We start from the raw sequence: 15,950 nt of genomic DNA, 5'->3' as shown, positions 1-15,950 counted from the left end.
CGCTTCCTATTGGCCTGGTATCGACAGCATGGCGGATGCAAGCCCGAAATACACCAGGATGCCGGCAACGTCCGCAATGAAGGATACGACAGGCGCGCTCGCGGTGGCCGGATCCAGGTTGAGCTTGTTGAGAACGAACGGCAGTGACATCCCGATAAGGCTGCCACTGAGCACGACAATCACCATTGTCAGCGCGACCACGTAGGCCAGTTCAACGCCACCGCGGTAAAGCCCGATACCGGCAACGGCAGCGGCCATGGTCAGTCCCAGCATCAGGCCCAGTCCCACCTCGCGCAGCAGCATACGGAACCAGTCCCTGCTGATGACATCGCCGGTGGCAATGGCGCGCACCATAAGCGTTGCGGACTGGGAGCCGGCGTTACCGGCGCTGGCAATCAGCAACGGCAAAAAGAACACAAGTCCAACATGCGCTTCAATGGTTTCTTCATAGAGCGAGATACCAGCGCCGGAAAACACGTTGGCGAATACCAGCAGCACCAGCCACATGATCCGCTTTTGATACAGCGTTGTCAGGGCGGTTTCCTTGAGGCTGCCGGGCAGGTTGCCGACGGTCGCGCCCTTGTGAATATCCTCGGTGGCCTCGGCTTCCTGCACATCCATGGCATCGTCATGGGTCACAATGCCAACCATGCGTTCCTCGTCATCAACCACCGGGATGGCCAGGAGGTCGTAGTCGGCGATCAATTGGGCCGCCTCGGCGCTGGGCGCATCGGTATGCACGCTGACCACCTCGGTCTGCATCAGCGCCTCAACCGAATCCCCGGGGGAGGCCACCACCAGCCCGCTCAGGGTGACGATGCCAAGCAGATGGCGTTCGGAATCGAGCACGTAGGCGACGTAGATGGTTTCCTTGTTCAGCGCCTGCAGGCGCAGCCGCTCAATCGCCTGGCGGGCACTGATATGGGCCGGGACCGTGGCGTATTCGCTGGTCATCACCGACCCGACGGTGCCTTCCGGGTAGCTGGTCAGGCGCAGAAGGTCCTCGCGTTCGGCCTTGGCCAGTGCCGGCATCAGCGCTTCCTGAACGTCCTCAGGCAACTCCTGGTAAAGGTCGGCGCGCTCGTCGGCGTTCATATCCGTGAGCAGGCGGGCCTGGGCATGGCGGCCCAGGTGCTGGACCATGCTCAGCTGATGGGACGGCTGCATGTAGGGCAGGATGCGGGCCTGGGTGCGCCGATCGAGCTGGTCGAAGAGGGCGAAGGCTGCTTCCGCGTCAAGCTCGTCAATAACCCCACCGATTTCCGCGGGGTGGCGGTTATTGATGAACTCGACGGCGGGTTCCAGCTCACCCTGATCGAGCAGCGTCCGGACTTCGGACTCCAGTTCAACGGTTTCGGTCATAGCCGTCTCCGGTTAATCGGTGTTCAGCGCTGACAGATCCTCTTGCGAGAGCATCTGCTCAAGGGCCGGCGACACCCGTGTACGGAATCCCTCTTGCGAGTGTTCGATGACCAGCACCGCAATGTCATGGTCTTGAGCATAGTCCAGTGTTGTGTCCACGCCCATCACCATGAAAGCAGTGGCGAGCGCATCCGCCATGCGGTTGCTGGGATGAAACACACTGGCAGAAGCCAGCGAATGCGTGATGGGGCGTCCATCGCGCGGATCAATGGTGTGTGAATAGCGCTGCCCGTCCGCTTCAAAATAGTTGCGGTAGTCGCCGGATGTTGCCAGGGACATGTTTTCCAGTGGCAGCACATGCCTGGGGGTCTGGGGGCCATTACGCGGCACTTCAATGCCGATCCGCCAGGGAGCGTTGGTGGCTTTGCGATCCCCAACACGCAAGTCGCCCCCGATATTGACGAGGTAGCGTTCATGACCGCGCCTGGTCAGGAGCTGGGCCACCCGGTCCACGGCCTCGCCCTTGGCAATGGCGGACAGATCCACGAAGAGGTCCGTCAAGCGCCTGGCCCTGTTGTTGGAGGCGTCAATCTCGAGCTGGTCATGACCAACCTGTTCCAGGCGTCTGGTGATGATGGCGTCGGAGGGGACCTCCTTGGGCCGGGCTTCCGGGCCAAAGCTCCAGAGGTTCACCAGGCCGCCGATGGTGGTGTCGAAGGCCCCGTTGGTTCGTTGGGAAAGCGCGTCCGCTGTCTTCAGAACCTCGATCACGCCTTCAGGCAACTTGACCCAATCGCCCGGTGTGCTGTTGTTCAGCCGCATCAGATCGGAGTCGTCCCGGTAGGTGGACATGGTCTGGTCCACCGTCTCCAGTTCCCCACGAATGGCTTCGTGCAGCGTCTTCTTCCGGCCTGCGGTGAGTTCGCCGGCGATGCTCACCTGATAGAAGGTGCCAAAGATCCGCCCTTCCAGCTGGGTGACGGGAACGTTGCTGGCGTCAGGCTTTCCGGGACCGTCGCAGCCAGCCAGGAGCAGAAGCGGTACCAGCAGACAAAGCAGGCGGGTGGGCAGAAGCGCGGTACGGCTCGGCATGGCGGCTCCAGGCAGGTCAGTAGCTGGCGGCATTATACGCACTCCGGGCTCGCTTAACATCCGTGGCGTGGGCACAAAAAAGCCCGGCCGGAGCCGGGCTTATCCAGAGTCCGGTAGGGCAGGGTCAGGCGGCGTCGTCTTCCGGCTCCTGCATTGCTTGCGCTTCCCCGGATGGCTGGGTCATCTCAAGGATGGTGTCCAGAATCTTCTGGCCCTTCTCACCAGCCTGCTCCAGATAGATCTGGCGCACATCCTTGCTGGCCTTGCGGAAGACGTCACGCTCTTCCTCGGTCAGTTCAACCCATTCGGTGCCACCTTCGTCCAGAATCTTCTGGAGACGTTTCTGGTTGTATTCCCGCTGCTTCTCGTCGATCCAGCCAACCATGTTGGTGCGCACGTCCTGGATCAACTCCTGGCGTTCCTCCGGCAGGTTGCTGAACCAGTTGTTGCCGGTGGCCAGGGTGGTGATGAACTGGGCGTGACGCGCGGACGTCAGTACGTCCTGCTCCTCGTAAAAGCTCATCTCCTCGATGGCAAAGATCGGGTTCACCTGCCCGTCGATCTGCCCCAGCTGAAGGCCGCTGTAGACCTCGGAATAGGGGGTCGGCGTGGGGTTGGCGCCATAGGCCTTATAGGACTCGACCAGGATCGGAGACGTCATGGTGCGGATCTTGAAACCTTCAAAATCCTCCGGGCTGCGCAGTGCCGTGTCGCCACTCCAGACCATCCAGCCTTCCGGGATGATGTCCAGCAGGCGCAGATCCTGCTCGTTGTAGAGCGGCTGGAAGAGGTCGTAAACACGCTGGTCGGAAAGCACCTCGCGGTTCACATCCGGATCCTCGGAGAGCACAAAATGCAGCGTGAAAATGCCGACTTCCGGTATGACATCCGCCAGGTGGCCCGGTGAGGCGAAAGCCATCTCGACAGCGCCGTTCTGGAGCAGTTCGGTCAGCTGGGAGGACGTGCCGAGCGTCCCGTAGGGGTAGACCTCAACCGTTACCTCACCGTCGGTCCGCTTCTCGATGCGGCGCTTGAACTCCTGAGCGTAGGCGTCCTGCACACTGCCCTCAACTTCTTCCAGCGCAAAGCGCCAGGTATCGGACTCGCGCTCTTGCGCCAGCTCTTCGTCACGCTCCATTTCCTCCTGGGACTGCTTTTCCTCCTGCTCTCCGCTGGCGGATTCGCCATCGCCGGAACCGTCGGAACAGCCTTGGAGCAATGCCATGGCGAGCAGCATCATCAGGCCCGTAAGCCATTGGCGAGGTTGGTTCATACCCTGTCTCCCTCTATTGGATTTCTTTTTGATCGCAAATTAAACATAACACATCTTTACAGAAGCTAAAGCGTCTATGGGGAATTCCGGGAACAGGGTAACGGCGTGTTGCTGAACCCCAAGGGCGCAGACTATTGTTTCATCTGAATGCGTTCTGGAGTGTCCCATCATGGACCAATCCCAAACCGGGCCCGGCGGTGGCTGGCGCCATGCCCTGAAGGTGCCCTTTGACTGGATGGATTCCGGGCTTGACTGGTTTGAGCGCAGTGCCCTGATCCTTTGCGTGGCGGGCATGGCGACGGTGACGGTAGCCAATGTGATCGCCCGCAATCTGTTGGGCTTCAGCCTCCAGTTCGCCAATGATACGGCCCAGATGCTGCTGGTGATGGTCACCTTTCTCGGCATCGGTATCGGAGCCCGCCACGCCCGCCACATCCGTGTTTCGGCCCTGCATGACCTGCTTCCCCATCTGGGCCAGAAGATCCTCCTCATCATTGTGAGCTTCACCACAGCCTGGCTGCTGTTCGCGCTCGCGGATTTCGCCTGGAACTATGCCGCCGACGTCCAGCGCAGCTGCCGTATCCTGGCGGATCGTATCGACCTTGGGGTTATTGCGGTCCCGCTCGGGAAAATGCCGCTGGCAGCAGGCATTGCAGTCACGCTTGTTGGCTTCGCTCTGGGGGGCCATGTCATTCGGCTGCTCAGTGAGGGAGGCGAGCGCGTGCTGGCCCGTTATACAGGGTTCCGGCGGCACGCGCTGGCTCTTGCGGGGTTGGTGGGGGTGGCACTGGTGGCGTGGGGCGTCTTCCACCTGTTTATTGGCCTGGTCGAGGCTCGCAGCGGTCAGTGCCGTGTCACACCGTCAACGGGGTTTCCGGTCTACCTCAACTACATGGTGGTGCCGCTTGGCTTTCTGTTCGGCGGCATCCAGTTCTTCCTGGCCGGTGTGCGGAACCTGATCAGCCCGGAGAACTACCTCTCCTGGTACCAGCGGGACGAATATGAGGAAGAGGGCGTTGACCCCGGCATGACGGGCGGATTTGATGCCGAAGAGGTACAGCCGGAGGAGCGCGACCATGGGTGAGATGATTGAATGGCTCAATCTGGGCGCCATGACGACGCCGGACGTCGCGCTGCTGGTTGGGATTGTGATGGTGGTCCTGCTGCTGATGGGCTATCCCATGATGGTGCCCCTGACGGCTGGCGCATTGTTGCTGATGGCGGCCAAGTTTTCCGGCCTTAACGAGGCCACGCTGATCCAGCAGATGATCGGGGGCGTGGAACAGACGGTGCTGGTGGCGGTTCCGATGTTCATCCTGGCCGCTGACATCATGATTAAGGGGCATACGGCGAACCGTCTGCTCGACCTGGTGAGCAAGTTTGTGGGCCATATCCGGGGCGGTCTGCCGGTGACCACGGCCGTTTCCTGTACGCTGTTCGGCGCGGTGTCCGGCTCCACCCAGGCCACGGTGGTGGCCATGGGGCGGCCGTTGCGGCCCCGCCTGATCGAGGCAGGGTATTCGGACCGGTTTGCGATTGCGCTGATCATTAACGCCAGTGATATTGCCCTGCTGATTCCGCCCTCGATTGGCATGATCATCTATGGGGTCGTGTCCGGAACCTCGGTCGGGGCCCTGTTCATCGCCGGCATCGGGCCTGGGCTGATGATCCTGGCGCTGTTCGCGCTCTACTGTTACGGCATCTCGGTCTGGAAGGGTATTCCGGTACAGCCGAAGGCAAGCTGGCCGGAGCGGCTGCTGGCGCTGAAGCGGGCCAGCCTGGCAACCGGCTTCCCAGTGATCATCATCGGCGGGATCTACACGGGCACCTTCAGTCCTACCGAGGCGGCTTCCATGTCCGTTGCCTATGCTCTCGTTCTGGAGATGGTGCTTTACCGGCAGGTGCGGCCCTCCCAGCTTCCGGAAATCGCGCTGTCCACCGGCATGATCACCGCTGTGGTCTTTATCCTGGTGGCGGCCGGAATGGCGTTTTCCTGGATGATTTCCTTTGCCCAGATTCCGAGCCTGGTCCTGGGCGACCTGTTGGCCGAAGCCGCCAAGCACCCTTACCAGCTGCTGGTGCTGATCGCGGTGGCGTACTTTGTGGGCTGTATGTTCGTGGATCCGATCGTTGTGATCCTGGTGCTGACGCCCATCTTCTCACCGGCCATTGCCTCGGCCGGGCTGGATCCGGTACACGTAGGGACACTGGTGGTGCTCCAGGCGGCAATTGGCTCCGCCACACCCCCCTTTGGATGTGACATTTTTACAGCGGTGGCCATTTTCCGGCGCCCCTACCTTGAGGTCATCCGTGGCACTCCACCCTTTGTTCTCATCCTGCTGCTGTCAACGGCATTATTGATCCTGTTCCCGCAGATCGCGCTGTTCCTGCCCGGTTTGATGCGGTAACAACAACCTGAAGGAGTGTCCCGATGCGTTACGATCCAGCCGAGGTTCGGTTTCCCGTTGAGGGCGATACACTGGCTGGCTGGTGGTTCGAGCCAGCCGAGCCGGCACGCGCACCATGTCCCTGCATCGTGATGGCGCATGGGCTGGGCGGGACGCGGGACGCCGGACTGGTGCCCTATGCCCGGGCATTCGCGGGCGCTGGCTTTTACGTGCTGCTGTTCGATTATCGCCACTTCGGTGCCAGTGAAGGGGAGCCACGCCAGTTGATTTCTGTCCCGCAGCAGCTGGCGGACTGGCAGGGCGCCATTGACTTTGCACGCCAGCAACCGGGTATCGATCCCGGGCGCCTCGCACTCTGGGGCTCCTCCTTCTCCGGGGGGCATGTGCTGGTGGCGGCGGCCCGGGATGGTGGGGTAGCGGCGGTCTCGGCGCAGGGGCCGATGATGGACGGCCTGGCCGCGGTTCTCAATGTGGTTGGCTATGCCGGCTTGGGGGGCATCATGCGGTTGAGCGTTCTGGGGCTGCGTGATCAGGTCCAGGCCCTGGTGGGGCGTGAGCCACTTTATGCCCCCATTGTGGGCCACCCCGGTGAAACCGCCGCCATGACCACGGAGGATGCCTACGAGGGGTATCAGGCGATTGCCCCACCGGACTGGCGGAATGAACTGGCGGCGAGGCTGGCGCTGCAGTTGCCGCTTTACCGGCCACTGAGGCATGCTCGCCGCTTACATTGCCCGATACTGATCCAGGTCTGCGGGCGGGATTCCGTGGCGCCTCCCGAGGCGGCAGAGAAGGCCGCGCTCAAGGCCGGAGGTCGGGCGGAACTGCGGCGTTACGATGACCTGGGGCATTTTGACATCTACGTGGGCGAAGGGTTTGAGCGCTCCTCGTCCGACCAGGTCGATTTCTTCCAGCGTCACCTTCTGGGCTGACAGGGAATTGCGGAGCGGCATCAGCGCGCTTGGTTGATTCCGGCTCCTGGTCAGTCGATGAACCGGAACATGCGCCGGAAGTGGGCGATTTCCAGGATATCCTGCACCACGCCGGAGGCGCCCCGGATCAGCACCTCGATATCGCGGTCCTGGGCTTTTTCACGCAGCAGCAATAGTGTGCCCAGGGCGGCGCTGTCCAGATAATCCAGGTTGGTCATGTCCATCACCAGGTATTGGGTGCCGGGGGCGTCCAATGCTTCCGTCTGTTTGGGCTTGAAATCGTTATAGGCATGGAAGTCGAACTGGCCATGCAGGCACAGGGTGACAGTGCCGTCACCGTTCTCGAGCTTTTCGATGCTGAACATGGGGTAGCGTCCCGTGCATTGGATTCATCTGGATGTCATCATCAACAGGCGTTTTCATCGCGCCCTTGAATCACGCTTACGCGGTTTCACGGTCGGGGCTGACAACAGATGCTAACGGTGGTCCCGCCGTGAGCTGTGAGAACTGTTTAACTTTTAGTCGGAATAATCTGGATGCCGCAGGACAATAGTGTCACCCAGCCTGATTGGGACCGCGATGCGGTTGTTGCCTCGCTTCCACCGTTCAGCTTTGCGGACACCCCAGAGGCGGATGCCGTAGTAGCCGCCTACCTGAGCTTCTACAACCTTGAGCCAGAGCCGGACTACCCCGGCGTCAGTCACCATCTGGGCTGGATCAGAGCGGCGGGCTACCGCATTGCCACCCACTACTATGAGCAGTCCGGTGCCCACGGCACGGTGTTCCTTTTCCATGGTTATTTTGACCATGCCGGGCTTTATACCCGCATCATCCGCTACTGTCTGGGCCTGGGTCTCAACGTACTGATCTACGATCTTCCAGGCCATGGTCTTTCAAGCGGTCGGCCAACCGCCATCGGGAGTTTCCGTGAGTACCAGCGGGTGCTGCTCACGGTGCTGGGTCTGTCCCGCGATCACGTTCCCACTCCCTGGATCGGGATCGGGCAGAGCACGGGTGGGGCTGTGCTGGTGGATTACCTGCTCTCGTGTGGGGAAGCGCCGGAGGCCATTGCCTTCAGCGGCGTGGTGCTGCTGGCGCCGCTGGTCCGCCCGGCGGGTTTTCGCAGTGGCAAATGGCTGCACATGGTCATGAACCCGTTCCGCGAGACATGGCGCCGGGTGTTCACCGCGAACAGCAATGACAGCGAATTCGTGCGCTTCCTGAAAGAGCACGACCCGCTCCAGGCCCGGTTTATGGCCATGAACTGGGTAACCGCCCTGAAACGGTGGATTCCGCGTATCGAGGCGGCACTGCCAGTGGATTATGATCTGGCGGTCGTTCAGGGTGAGCAGGATATGACCGTGGATTGGCAGCACAACCTGCGGGTTCTGAGACGCAAGTTCCGGCGTCTGCGGCTTTATCAGATTCCCGGCGGCAGGCACCATCTGGTGAACGAGACGGAGTCGATCCTGACCCAGGTTCAGGATGCCGTGGGGGCTGAGATTGAGCGGGTACTGGCGGAAGTGACGGTGCCCGGTTTCCATAAGAAGGAGCATGAGCAATGAAGAAGACATTGATGGCCGTTGCCCTGAGTACAACCCTGATCAGCGGCTGCGCCACCCAGGATGCCTATACCGGTGAGCAACAGACCTCCAAAACCGTCATCGGCAGCGTGATCGGCGCTGTTGCCGGGGCGGCCGCCGGCGCGGCCACCTCCAGCAAGGGGGATCGGGAAAAGGGCATGATGATCGGCGCGGCGTCCGGGGGGCTGCTCGGTGCTGGTATCGGCCAGTACATGGATCGCCAGGAAGCGGCCCTGCGTAAGCGCCTTGAGGGAACCGGTGTCCGCGTCAAGCGCGACGGCAACAACATTGAGCTGATCATGCCCGGCAACATCACCTTTGATGTGGACCAGTCCAACATCCGCCCCTCCTTCTACGAGGTACTGGACTCGGTCGTCCTGGTGGTCAAGGAGTTCAATCAGACCGCCATTGCCGTGGGCGGCCACACGGACAGCACCGGCAGTTTTGAGTACAACCAGCAGCTCAGCGAGAAGCGCGCCGAGTCCGTTGCCCAGTACCTGCTCAATCAGGGGGTTGCCCAGGGGCGCATCCATACCCGGGGCTACGGGCCGCGCTTCCCCATTGCCAGCAATGATACGAAGCAGGGCCGGCAGCAGAACCGCCGTGTGGAGATTGACCTGATGCCGATGGAGTGAGGCGTCAGCCCGCGCCGGTGGGGTAGACGGTGCTCACGCTCAGCACCGTCATAATGCCGCAGAGGATGTTCAGCGGCAGCCCGGCGCGTATGAAGTCGGTGAAGTGGAAGCCGCCCGGACCAAACACCATCAGGTTCGTCTGGTACCCCAGCGGTGTGGTGAAACTGGCCGAGGCCGCCATCATCAGGGTCAACACAAAGGGCTCCGCGGGCATGCCGGCACTCTGGGTGATCGCCAGCACAATCGGCAGCGTGAGCAGCGCCGCCGCATTGTTGGTGATCATTTCCGTCATCAGGTTGACCAGGGCATAGGTGGCAATCAGCATCAGCAGGTAATGGCCCGCCGTCAGGCTGAGCACCCCGTGAGCCAACCACGCCGCCGCGCCGGTCTTGTCCATGGCATTGCCCAGCGCAAAGGAGCAGGCAATGGTCAGCAGGACGTGGCCATCCAGGCTGCGGCGGGCGAGATTGAGAGTGAGGCAGTTGCTGGCCAGCATCGCCAGAGCGCCCACCATGGCAGCGTGCAGCATGGACAGGGTATTGCTGGCGGCCATCAGCACCACGCCAATCAGGATGGCCCAAGCCCGCCAGGATTTGCGGTGGTCCGGGCTTTCTTCCTCGGTATCGTTAACCAGCAGGAAGTCCCTTGAGTAGCGCTGGCGGGTGACGAACACCGGCCGGGCTTCCAGCAGGAGGGTGTCGGCGGCCTCAAGGCGGATGTTGCCCAGGTTGCCTTCGATACGTTTGCCATTGCGGGCGATGGCCAGGACCACGGCACCGTACTTTTCGCGGAACCGGCTTTCCCGGATGGTGCTGCCCACCGCCAGGCACTCCGGCGAGACCACCGCCTCCACAATGCGTCGCTCCGGCGCGTCCTTGGCCAGCAGGGGCTGCTCCTCGGTGGAGGGCACCAGTCCGCGGATCTGACGCAGCTCAATGATGGACTGGACATCCCCGGCAAAGACCAGACGGTCACCGCTGCGCAGCCGCTCCTGGGAAGGGACGGCGGTGACGACGCCGCCTTCGCGCTCGATCTCCACCAGGTAGAGCCCCTGGAGGTGGCGCAGACCGGCTTCTTCCACGGTCTGGCCTACCAGGGGGCCGTCATTGGCTACCGCCATTTCAACGGTGTACTCACGGAAATCCCCGAACATCTGGCGGCCATTACCCCGGCGGCCACGAAGCGCGAACGGCAGCCAGAGTACGATGAAGACCAGGCCGGCAAGAATCACCGGCACACTGATGCGGGTGATATCAAAAAGATGGAACCCCTCGGTATCCGCCAGGTCCACATAGAGGCCGTTGACGATCAGGTTGGTGCTGGTGCCGATGAGCGTCAGCGTGCCCCCCAGGATGGCGGCATAGCTCAGGGTCATGAGCAGTGGGGCCACCGGGAGGCCGTGGTGTCGTGCCCAGCGGGTGATGGCCGGGATGAAGGTGGCGACAACCGGGGTGTTGTTGAGGAAGCCGCTCAGGCCGGCAACCGGCGCGATGACCCGGGCCTGGGCGTAGCGGGTGGACTCGGGGTGGCCGAGTAGATGCTTGATGATCCAGTCCAGCCCACCCGTGTTATGGATGCCGGCCGCGATCACGTACATAAAGGCAACGGTGATCAGGCCGCTGTTACTGAACCCCGCCAGCGCCTCCTGGTGGGTCAGGATCCCGGAAACGGTCAGGAAGATCAGGGCGGTGAGCATGACCAGATCGGTCCCCAGGCGCGTGGTCATCAGGGTGATGAGCACGCCGGCAACCGTCATCAGGCTTGTCCAGCCAGTCCAGTCCATGCGGCCTCTCGGTCGTTGCGGGAATACCGGGGGAGGCTACCACTGGCCTATATTGCCAGAAAGCCTGATTGTTCATTTTCTTAATGCTTTTTGGAATAAGAGGCAGAGAGGGGGAGAGCAAGGGAAAAAAGGAGGGACACCCACTGGGACGGGTGCCCGGCTCCTGGAATCAGGAGCGGCGGTTCAGGAAGTCCTCAACCTTGCTCCTGACCTCGTTCAGGTGCGACTCGCCACTGGCGCGCACTTCCTCAAGCCGTGCGCGCGCGGCATCAATGTCCTTCTGAAGGTCCGCGATCCGCTGAGCGGTCTTCTCCTTGAGCTCCTCGGTGGCCTCGCGGTTCTCCGCTTTCACCTTGTATTCGTTGAACTGGGCGCGGAGGGTGTCCAGCTTGGTCTCCCAGCTTTCCACCTGCTTCTCCAGTTTCTGGACCAGCGACTCCTTCAGTGACATGTCACACCTCCCTACGAGTGGGTCAGAACAGTACGCGTGCCTTGATGGTGCCTTTCACTTCACGCAGCTTTTTAAGGGCCACGTCGCTGTACTCCTTGTCGACATCCACCACCACGTAACCAATCTGATCATTGGTGCGCAGGTACTGTCCACAGACATTGATGTCATTCTCGGAAAAGATCTGGTTGATCTCGGACATGACACCCGGAATGTTCTGGTGGATGTGCAGCAGCCGGTGCTGGTTGGGGTGCTCCGGCAGGGCCACTTCCGGGAAGTTCACCGAGCCCACGGAAGTGCCGTTGTCACTGTAGGTAGCCAGCTTACCGGCGACCTCGGTGCCGATGTTCTGCTGGGCTTCCACGGTGCTGCCGCCCACATGCGGGGTGAGGATGACGTTATCGAACTCGCGCAGCGGCGAGACGAATTCCTCGTCATTGGACTTGGGTTCCGTGGGGAAGACATCCACGGCCGCGCCAAGCAGTTTGCCGGAGCGCAGGTTGTCCGCCAGGGCGTCGATGTCCAGAACGGTCCCGCGTGAGGCATTGATCAGGATCGAGCCCTGCTTCATCTGCGCCAGTTCCTCGGCGCCGAACATATTCTGGGTGGATTCGGTCTCCGGCACATGCAGCGTGACCACGTCGGACATCGCCAGCAGTTCCTTCATGGAACCAACCTGGGTGGCGTTGCCCAGAGACAGCTTGGCGATGACGTCGTAATAGTATACGTGCATCCCCAGCGACTCGGCCAGAACGCTCAGCTGCGAGCCGATGTTGCCGTAACCAATGATCCCCAGGTTCTTGCCCCGGGTCTCGTAGCTGTTGCTGGCGGACTTCATCCAGACGCCACGGTGGGCGGCCGCGTTTTTCTCGGGGGTGCCGCGCAGCAGCAGGATGGTCTGCGCGATCACCAGTTCCGCAACGCTGCGGGTATTGGAGTGGGGCGCGTTGAATACGGCAATGCCGCGCTTCTTGGCGGCCTCAAGATCCACCTGATTGGTGCCGATGCAGAAGCAGCCCACGGCCACGAGTTTGTTGGCATGCTGGAACACCTTCTCAGTGAGCTGGGTGCGCGAGCGGATGCCGACAAAGTGGGCATCGCTGATTTTCTCCAGCAGCTCGTCCTCCGGCAGGGAGTGGCTGATGTGCTCAATGTTGGTGTAACCGGCCGCGTTCAGGGTATCCACGGCCGACTGGTGAACGCCTTCAAGAAGCAGAAAGCGGATCTTACTCTTGTCGAGTGATGTCTTAGCCATGACAGAAAATTCCAGTCTGAGTCAGAGTTTTCGAAAAAATGAAATGAAATCAGAAAGTTGCGGTCTCCGCCGCATTGATGAAGAAGCTATGGTAGCATAGCTGAGACGCTTTTCCCGATTTTTGATCGGATTTTGAACAGTTCCTGGAGGAATCCTGACGTTATGAATACAACGGCAACGGCGTTCGATCCGCAGACCCTAGAAGGACTTCTGACCGACGGTGGCAAGGTCCTGACCGCCCCCGATGACCTGGCCGCCTACGGCTGCGATTGGACGCGTATCTACGATCCGGCGCCGCTGGCCGTGGTGCTCCCCAAGTCGACGGAGGAGGTCCAGGCCGTCGTCCGTTACGCCAACGAGCAGCAGATGGCGCTGGTGCCATCCGGTGGGCGCACCGGCCTGAGCGCGGGGGCCGTGGCCGCCAACGGTGAGCTGGTGGTGGCCATGGACCGCATGAACCGGATCCTGGACTTCAACGCCAGCGACCGCCTGGTGCAGTGCGAGGCGGGCGTTGTGACCGAGCAGCTGCAGCAGTATGCGGCGGAACAGGGCCTGTACTACCCGGTGGACTTCGCCTCCGCCGGCTCCAGTGAGCTGGGCGGCAACATCGCCACCAATGCGGGCGGCATCAAGGTCATCCGCTACGGCATGACCCGGGACTGGGTGCTGGGCCTGAAGGTGGTTACCGGCTCTGGCGAGATCCTTGAGCTCAACAACGGGCTTGAGAAGAACAACACCGGCTATGACCTGCGCCAGCTGTTCATCGGCGGCGAGGGCACGCTTGGGTTCATCACCGAGGCGACCATGAAACTCGCCCGCCAGCCCTCCAACCTGACGGTGATGGTGCTGGGCCTGAATGACCTGACCAACACCATGGACGTACTCCAGAACTTCCGCTCGAAGCTGGACCTGACGGCCTATGAGTTCTTCTCAAATGAAGCCATCGGCCACGTCCAGTCCCATGCCGAAGTGCCACGGCCCTTCGAAACCGAATGCCCCTATTACGCGCTGCTGGAGTTCGAGGCAGTCTCCGAGGGCGTGATGGAAGAGGCCATGGGCCTGTTCGAGCAGTGCGTGGAGCAGGGCTGGGTGGTCGACGGCGTCATCAGCCAGAGCGAGAGCCAGGCCGAGAAGCTGTGGCAGCTCCGCGAGCGGATTTCCGAATCCATCGCACCGCACACGCCCTACAAGAACGACCTGTCGGTGCGGATCTCACGCGTTCCGGAGTTCCTCAACGAGATCCATTCGGTGGTCCAGAAGGAATACCCGGACTTCGAGATCATCTGGTACGGCCACATCGGTGACGGCAACCTGCACCTGAACATCCTCAAACCGGGGGGCATGGACAAGCAGGAATTCTTCAAGCGCTGCGAAACCGTGAACGACCTGGTGTTTGAGATCGTTCAGCGCTATGAGGGCAGTGTCTCCGCTGAACACGGGGTGGGGATGGTGAAGAAGAAGTATCTTGGCTTCACCAAGAGCGCTGAGGAGATTGCCGTGATGAAGGGCATCAAGAAGGTGTTCGACCCCAACGGCATCATGAACCCCGGCAAGCTGATCGACGCGGACTGATCCAGCCGGCCCCTGGGTCGCTGCGGTAGTCCCCGGTTCGTCGCGGATGACGAATCAGGGACTGCTTGCAGCGGCCGCCTTCTCTCTCCAAGCCAACCCGCCTTAAGGCGCGAATGCCGCACCCTTTCTGGCTCTGGCATGCCCGGACCGTGCGCACCAGCCGTGTTATTGAGTGAGCAAAAATGAGAGGTCACGCGATGACAGGGGGCGCGGCTCTGGCCTGGGGTAAGGTATTGTTACGGAAGTAGATCCTGACGCAGATGGCTCGCGCCGGACGTGTTGTTATTGAGCCGGCAACGATATTGAATAACGGTGTGGGCACACTAATCTCTGTTAGCACCCAACAAACTTCAATAAGGAGTGAGAATGAAGTTTAGGGAAATTTTTCAATTCGCACACGGAAAAGCACATCATCACTATAAAAGTGAAGAGTCCAAAATATTATACGCCAAGCAATTAATATCACTAAGTGAGAAATCGTTTTGGTTGATATTGGCTTCGTTTCTTCCTTTTTTGCTAAAGCCCTCGACAGCTAGTGTCATTTTGATGGCGGTTGCGGCGCTTGTTTTTCTTTGGGTGGGGCTTAGTTTTAGGCATCAAGGTTTGAAGATAATCGATGAAATCAATACTGGCAAGATTGAAGTTATTGCCAATAAATAGATTTTAAAAAATACATAAAGAAAAACATAGGTGCCATGATGCGCTCTGGTTTTATTCCGCCAAAAAAGGAGAAGCAAAAATGTTAGATAAATTCAAAGCGTCTGTTCAATATAATGATCTAAAGGGAAGTGCGGCAGCCGACAGCGCCGATATAACCGGTGCGGCAAAATGGTTAAAAGAGCAAGGCCATATCGACGATGGCGATTTCGTTATTGGGATGTCAATGTGGGCTGGAGAGAATCATGGTACACACAACGATCCGGTAAGCGTCACTTTTCTGGTTTCGGACCTGAAAGGTTTCGACAATATTCCTGAGATGATCGAATCTAGCGGAGAGCCAATCGAAGTTAAGGAGTTCCGTATTGAAATGAATATTGCTGACTTCATGGCTCTTTTTAAGCGATTTGAGGTAACCCTGTCCAACTCCGGGATGATTGAAGGCAAGTCTTACACTGCAGTTAACCGGTAGTGCTAACCAATGCGTCAACGGGACCGGTTTGTTCCGCTGGTGCTCCACAAACCGGCCCGGTACGCTGGCGTTAGCCTGTTTAAGTAATAGATTAAAAAGGCTGGATTATAAACCGGGAAATTCACCAAAAAAATAGTGAAGTGTATATGGCACTTTATAAAAAGCTTGGTTTCGGCGATCACCCTTTTGCGAAGACTAACGCTGATGAAGAGCGGAATTTATCGGATTATTTCGTACCGCCACCCTTCTTTGATGGCGTTTTGGGTGACCCCTCCCTTCCTTCTTCAAGTGTAGTATTGGCCCCGAGGGGTGGCGGGAAAACTGCACTCCGCCGCATGCTTGAAGAAAACTCCGAACCCAATAACTACCTCGCCGTCTCCAATGACAGGTTTGAGTTTTCGACGAGTTATTGTCAAATCTGGTGTATGACCATCAGGCGGCGCTCCTGTCAGATTGATCGTCCACCCGCTCTCCATCC

General features: G+C 60.0%; 16 protein-coding genes. 9 read left to right on the top strand and 7 right to left on the bottom strand.

Features of this window, described 5'->3' with window-relative positions; genetic code table 11:
* Positions 1-6 precede the first annotated feature (6 nt).
* The 3 genes from mgtE to AC1RQI_RS15060 all read right to left on the bottom strand — a co-directional run bounded on the left by mgtE (position 7) and on the right by AC1RQI_RS15060 (position 3,727).
* The gene (mgtE, locus tag AC1RQI_RS15070; RefSeq protein ID WP_481905446.1) at positions 7-1,362 is read right to left on the bottom strand and encodes a magnesium transporter; all 1,356 of its coding nucleotides are present in this window, start codon (positions 1,360-1,362) and stop codon (positions 7-9) included.
* 12 nt (positions 1,363-1,374) lie between these two features.
* Positions 1,375-2,454: an FAD:protein FMN transferase gene (locus tag AC1RQI_RS15065; RefSeq protein ID WP_481905445.1), complete on the bottom strand. Its 1,080-nt coding sequence runs from the start codon at positions 2,452-2,454 to the stop codon at positions 1,375-1,377.
* 124 nt (positions 2,455-2,578) lie between these two features.
* Positions 2,579-3,727, bottom strand: coding sequence for a TRAP transporter substrate-binding protein (locus AC1RQI_RS15060; RefSeq protein WP_481905444.1), 1,149 nt, complete (start codon positions 3,725-3,727; stop codon positions 2,579-2,581).
* 169 nt (positions 3,728-3,896) lie between these two features.
* Here AC1RQI_RS15060 and AC1RQI_RS15055 point away from each other — a divergent pair, with 169 nt between their 5' ends.
* From AC1RQI_RS15055 to AC1RQI_RS15045, 3 genes are read left to right on the top strand one after another with little or no spacing between them, the layout of a single operon-like run.
* A complete protein-coding gene (locus AC1RQI_RS15055; protein ID WP_481905443.1) occupies positions 3,897-4,811 on the top strand; it encodes a TRAP transporter small permease in 915 nt (304 codons plus the stop codon).
* A 28-nt stretch (positions 4,812-4,839) separates the two neighbouring features.
* Positions 4,840-6,135, top strand: a complete 1,296-nt coding sequence (locus AC1RQI_RS15050) for a TRAP transporter large permease (protein ID WP_416635632.1) — start codon at positions 4,840-4,842, stop codon at positions 6,133-6,135.
* 23 nt (positions 6,136-6,158) lie between these two features.
* Positions 6,159-7,067 (top strand): alpha/beta hydrolase, encoded by a 909-nt coding sequence (locus tag AC1RQI_RS15045; RefSeq protein WP_481905442.1) that lies wholly within the window; start codon positions 6,159-6,161, stop codon positions 7,065-7,067.
* Positions 7,068-7,117: 50 nt separating this feature from the next.
* Here AC1RQI_RS15045 and AC1RQI_RS15040 read toward each other — a convergent pair whose 3' ends face one another.
* Complete coding sequence (locus AC1RQI_RS15040) at positions 7,118-7,432, bottom strand: STAS domain-containing protein (protein ID WP_481905441.1); 315 nt, start codon at positions 7,430-7,432, stop codon at positions 7,118-7,120.
* A gap of 171 nt (positions 7,433-7,603) precedes the next feature.
* Here AC1RQI_RS15040 and AC1RQI_RS15035 point away from each other — a divergent pair, with 171 nt between their 5' ends.
* Both AC1RQI_RS15035 and AC1RQI_RS15030 read left to right on the top strand, forming a co-directional pair.
* Positions 7,604-8,632, top strand: coding sequence for an alpha/beta hydrolase (locus AC1RQI_RS15035; protein ID WP_481905440.1), 1,029 nt, complete (start codon positions 7,604-7,606; stop codon positions 8,630-8,632).
* Positions 8,629-9,285: a YiaD family glycine zipper/OmpA-like lipoprotein gene (locus tag AC1RQI_RS15030; protein WP_416635409.1), complete on the top strand. Its 657-nt coding sequence runs from the start codon at positions 8,629-8,631 to the stop codon at positions 9,283-9,285. The genes AC1RQI_RS15035 and AC1RQI_RS15030 overlap by 4 nt, the downstream gene beginning before the upstream one ends.
* A gap of 4 nt (positions 9,286-9,289) precedes the next feature.
* Here the strand turns inward: AC1RQI_RS15030 and AC1RQI_RS15025 are convergent, their stop codons facing one another.
* From AC1RQI_RS15025 to serA, 3 genes are all read right to left on the bottom strand, one after another.
* On the bottom strand, positions 9,290-11,068 hold the full coding sequence (locus AC1RQI_RS15025; protein ID WP_481905439.1) for an SLC13 family permease: 1,779 nt from the start codon (positions 11,066-11,068) through the stop codon (positions 9,290-9,292).
* Positions 11,069-11,237: 169 nt separating this feature from the next.
* Positions 11,238-11,519: a sll1863 family stress response protein gene (locus tag AC1RQI_RS15020; RefSeq protein WP_416635407.1), complete on the bottom strand. Its 282-nt coding sequence runs from the start codon at positions 11,517-11,519 to the stop codon at positions 11,238-11,240.
* 22 nt (positions 11,520-11,541) lie between these two features.
* A complete protein-coding gene (gene serA, locus AC1RQI_RS15015; protein ID WP_416635406.1) occupies positions 11,542-12,771 on the bottom strand; it encodes a phosphoglycerate dehydrogenase in 1,230 nt (409 codons plus the stop codon).
* A gap of 162 nt (positions 12,772-12,933) precedes the next feature.
* On the opposite strand from serA, the gene AC1RQI_RS15010 reads away from it, so the two are divergent.
* The 4 genes from AC1RQI_RS15010 to AC1RQI_RS14995 form a co-directional block, all read left to right on the top strand.
* Entirely contained in the window at positions 12,934-14,343 is a 1,410-nt protein-coding gene (locus AC1RQI_RS15010; RefSeq protein ID WP_481905438.1) for an FAD-binding oxidoreductase, read from the top strand.
* Between the two features lie 366 nt (positions 14,344-14,709).
* On the top strand, positions 14,710-15,003 hold the full coding sequence (locus AC1RQI_RS15005) for a hypothetical protein (RefSeq protein ID WP_481905437.1): 294 nt from the start codon (positions 14,710-14,712) through the stop codon (positions 15,001-15,003).
* Between the two features lie 79 nt (positions 15,004-15,082).
* Positions 15,083-15,472 (top strand): hypothetical protein, encoded by a 390-nt coding sequence (locus tag AC1RQI_RS15000; RefSeq protein WP_481905436.1) that lies wholly within the window; start codon positions 15,083-15,085, stop codon positions 15,470-15,472.
* A gap of 146 nt (positions 15,473-15,618) precedes the next feature.
* On the top strand, positions 15,619-15,950 hold a 332-nt coding region (locus AC1RQI_RS14995; protein WP_481905435.1), incomplete at its 3' end, for a hypothetical protein.

The organism is Salicola sp. AFF1 (assembly GCF_056783195.1).
This window is presented reverse-complemented; position numbering and strand designations above follow the sequence as displayed.